Annotated in this window: 4 protein-coding genes; 2 read left to right on the top strand and 2 right to left on the bottom strand. The window is 71.6% G+C overall.

The window, feature by feature from the left end; all coding sequences use genetic code 11:
- Positions 1-117 precede the first annotated feature (117 nt).
- A complete protein-coding gene (locus tag G6026_RS05640) occupies positions 118-663 on the bottom strand; it encodes a CAP domain-containing protein (protein WP_107755594.1) in 546 nt (181 codons plus the stop codon).
- Between the two features lie 138 nt (positions 664-801).
- Positions 802-1,383 carry a CAP domain-containing protein gene (locus G6026_RS05635; RefSeq protein ID WP_107755595.1) on the bottom strand — a complete coding sequence of 194 codons (582 nt, stop codon included), beginning with the start codon at positions 1,381-1,383 and terminating at the stop codon, positions 802-804.
- A gap of 361 nt (positions 1,384-1,744) precedes the next feature.
- On the opposite strand from G6026_RS05635, the gene G6026_RS05630 reads away from it, so the two are divergent.
- Both G6026_RS05630 and G6026_RS17140 read left to right on the top strand, forming a co-directional pair.
- Positions 1,745-2,713, top strand: a complete 969-nt coding sequence (locus tag G6026_RS05630) for a hypothetical protein (RefSeq protein WP_182612467.1) — start codon at positions 1,745-1,747, stop codon at positions 2,711-2,713.
- An 82-nt stretch (positions 2,714-2,795) separates the two neighbouring features.
- The coding region (locus G6026_RS17140; protein ID WP_241727954.1) for a 2,4-dienoyl-CoA reductase FMN-binding domain-containing protein at positions 2,796-4,013 on the top strand (1,218 nt) is incomplete at its 3' end.

Genomic DNA, 4,013 nt, shown 5'->3' with positions numbered 1-4,013 from the left:
TCGGCGGCTGACGCCGCGCCACGGCCGGGCCGGCGCATGCCCGGGCCCGTGCAGGCCTGGGCCTGCGGAACTGCCTTCTGATGAGCCCGGGCCGATGAGCGGGGGCCCGGGCCCGGCTCAGCTGCGGATGAACACCTGCGTGGCGTAGAGCCTGTTGTCACCGGCCACGGCGACACCCATGCCCATGGAGGTGTGATCGGTGCGCAACAGGTTGAGCCGGTGTCCGGTCGAGGCCATCCACTGGTTGACGAGCTGCTGCGGGGTGGCGTTGCGCCAGTTCTGCAGCACGTTCTCCGACCAGCGGGTGGTGCCGCTGGGGACCTGGTTACGCAGGTCGGGGTTGTGATACATCCGGTTCTCCGCCGCCTGGACCTGGCTCCAGGCGGTGGCCAGCTGGACGAGCGCGTCGTTGGACGGCAGCGGCGCACGGCCATTGGCGACCCGAGCGGCGTTGGTGGCGTCATGGAGCTGCTGGCGGTACTCGGCGCTCGTGGGATCGAGGGCCGGGGCGGTGCCGCCGCCGCCAACGGCCAATCCGAAGGACGATCCGGGCACGAGGAACTGCTGCGCCGAGGCGGCGGGGACCCCCAGTCCGCCGACCGCCATGGTGGCGGCGGCGACGACGGCGAGGGGCTTGACGAAACGAGGGGAAGTGCGGCGCACGGGAGGGACTCCATTTCTGCACGCCCCGAGGGGGAGGGCATGCAGGAAACACGGTAGAGACCAAAGCCGTTCTGGGCTAGTGGGCTTGGGGAATCTAGCCGTATTTTCACACTGTTAACCGGCCGTGCGCCGGAGCGGTCACCCCCGTTCGAAGTCCAGCACCACGTGGATCCGACCCTCCTCGTCGGTGGCGGTGCCCACCCCGACCTTCGCGAACTCGCCGTCCAGCATGCGGTCGCGCATGCCCGTGTCGGTGAGCATGGCGGTGAGCACGTTCTGGGGTGTGGCCTCCGGAGGCAGGGCCAGCACCGTACGATCCCGGGTCTCGCCGCTCTCGGGGACCGGGAGATCGCCGGTCGTGGGGTCGCCCGCGGCCAGCTGGTCCGCGCGGACCTCGGCCTCGACGGACAGGACCGGGTCGGTGACCAGACGCTCGGCGCCGACCGCGGTGCGCGCCTCGTTGACGCCTGCGACGACGCTGCCTTCGAACGCCTTCCGGGCGACCTCGGGCGGCACCACGACGAGAGGAGCGTCCTGTGCGGCCACCGTCGCGGCCCCCGGTGCGGTCGCGCCCGGGATCAGCGAGGCCAGGCCGGGGATGTCCAGGGGGAACGGGAGGGCGAGCTCGACGGACCCCTGGGCGGACGCTGTGCCCGCGCCGGTGGCGAGCAGGAGGGCCGAGGCTCCCGCGACGACGGCGGAGCGGATGGGATGGCGCACGTGGGTTGTCCTTTCCTCGGGCGACGGCCGGAGCCGGGCCCGGCGGGGATCGTTGACGGTAAGACTACCGCCGAGAGTTCACTTACGCATCTTTCGTCTCATCAGTCACATTCGTTACATCGCCTGTAGTGGACTTCGGGGCGCAGGCACCCTCACGTCTCCGACCGACAACGATCAGCACGAGCCCCGGCGCCGAACCGTGATCGGCGTTACGGTCGGAACCATGACGCCGATCCAACGCACCCGGAACATCGATCCGATCACCCCAGCCGATCTCCAGGCCCTCGGGACCGCCTCTGGCCCCGCGGTGTCGGTCTTCATGCCGACCCACCGTGGCGGGCCGGAGACTCGGGAGGGGCCAATGAGGCTGCGTTCCCTGCTCGACCGCGCGGAGTCCGAGCTGGTCACCGGGGGGACCACCGCCGAGGACGCCGCCGAGCTGCTCGCGCCGCTGCGCGAGCTGGGCGGGCAGGACCCCTTCTGGCAGCACACGGCGCACGGGCTGGCCCTCTACGCCGCGCCGGGGATCGCGCGGGTCTTCAGGCTGGACACCGAGATGCCCGAGACTGTCCACGTGTCCGACTCGTTCGCCGTCCGTCCGCTCGTCCCGGCCGCGGTCGCCGACGGCGAGTTCCTGATCCTCGCCCTGAGCCAGAACTCGGTGCGACTGTTCGAGGCCACCCGGGGGTCGGTCCACGAGAGGGACATCGGCACCGCCCCGGCGTCGATGGAGGACGCCGAAGGGCGCACCGAGCGCGAGCCCCAGCTGCAGCACCAGGCGGCGGCCGGGGGCACCGCCGCCTTCCACGGGCACGGCGCCGGGGGTGAGGTGGACCGCGTGATGCTCGAGAAGTTCTTCCGTCAGGTGGCCGGGGGGATCGACGAGCTCCTCGCGGGGCAGGAGCGACGGCCGCTCGTCCTGGCGGCGGTGGCCGAGCACCACCCGATGCTCAGGAGCGAGCTGTCCTACCCGCACCTGCTCGACCAGGTGGTGGCCGGGAATCCCGATCATTGCGACGGTGCGGAGCTCAAGGAGAAGGCGTGGCCGCTCGTGCAACCGGTCCTCAACGCCGACGCCGCCGCGGCGACCGAGCGTTTCGGCGAGGCGCTCGGGACCGGCCTCGGGGTCAGTGACCCGAGGGAGATCGTCGCCGCCGCCGCGGAGGGTCGGGTGGAGACCCTGATCCTCACCGGGGCGATCTGCCGACCGGAGGATCGGCCCGGGGACCTCGACGACGCAGTGGGCCACACCTGTGCCACGTCCGGGCGGCTCGTGGTGCTCGAGGCGCTCCCGCACGGGAACTCCGTCGGCGCGATCCTGCGCTACTGAGAGCGGTGACGCACTCGGACTCCCGAACTTCGCGACCTTACCCGCCAGTAAGGTCGGGCTCGGGCAGGGCACAATAGGCCCCATGAGCTCGAGCCACCCGCACCTGACCAGCCCCCTCGTCGTCGGGCCTCTCACCCTGCGCAACCGCGTCGTCATGGGCTCCATGCACACCGGGCTCGAGGACCGGAGCGCGCACCTGCCCGAACTCACGGCCTACTTCGCCGAACGGGCGCGCGGCGGCACCGCCATGATGGTCACCGGCGGATTCTCGCCCGATATCCAGGGCTGGCTGCTGCCGGCCGGGTCGATGATGGCCAGTCGGCGGATGGCGGACAAGCACCGCGGCCTCACCGACGCCGTCCACGCCGAGGGCGCGCACCTCCTGCTCCAGCTGCTGCACGCAGGCAGGTACGGCTACCAGCCGTTCGTGCGGTCGGCCTCGTCCACCAAGTCCCCGATCAGCATGTTCAGGGCGCGCGGCCTGAGTGCGCGCGGCGTCGAGCGCACCATCGACCACTGGGTGCGAGCGGCTCGACTGGCACGGCGCGCGGGGTACGACGGCGTCGAGATCATGGGCTCCGAGGGCTACCTGATCAACCAGTTCCTCGCGGCCCGAACCAACCAGCGCACCGACCGCTGGGGCGGCAGCGCGAGCAAGCGGATGCGCTTCCCGGAGGAGATCGTCCGACGTATCCGGGCCGAGGTGGGACCGGACTTCCTCATCCAGTACCGGATCAGCGTCCTGGACCTGGTCGAGGGCGGCCAGACCTGGGACGAGACCGCCGAGCTCGCGCAGCGCCTCGAGGCCGCGGGCGCCGACGTGTTCAACACCGGGATCGGATGGCACGAGGCGCGCATCCCCACCATCGTCACCTCGGTGCCCCGCGCGGCGTTCGTCGACCTGGCGGCCCGGCTCAAGCAGACCGTCGGCGTGCCGGTGATCGCCTCCAACCGCATCAACACCCCGGATGTGGCCGAGCGGATCCTCGCCGACGGGCAGGCCGACCTGGTGTCCATGGCGCGGCCGCTGTTGGCGGACCCGGCGTTCGCGGCCAAGGTCGACGAGGGGCGGGCCGACGAGATCAACATCTGCATCGCCTGCAACCAGGCGTGTCTCGACCACACCTTCGCCAACAAGCGGGCGTCGTGCCTGGTCAACCCCCGCGCGGGCCGGGAAACGGAACTGCTGCTCACCGTGGCGCCCTCGCGCCGGCGGGTGGCGGTGGTCGGTGCGGGTCCCGCCGGTCTGGCCTGCGCGGAGGCGGCCGCGACCCGAGGGCTGTCGGTGCAGGTGTACGAG

This window comes from Dietzia sp. DQ11-38-2, from assembly GCF_014145055.1.
GTDB lineage: Bacteria > Actinomycetota > Actinomycetes > Mycobacteriales > Mycobacteriaceae > Dietzia.
The sequence above is the reverse complement of the archived record's forward strand: the minus strand, read 5'-3'. Positions and strand labels throughout refer to the sequence as shown.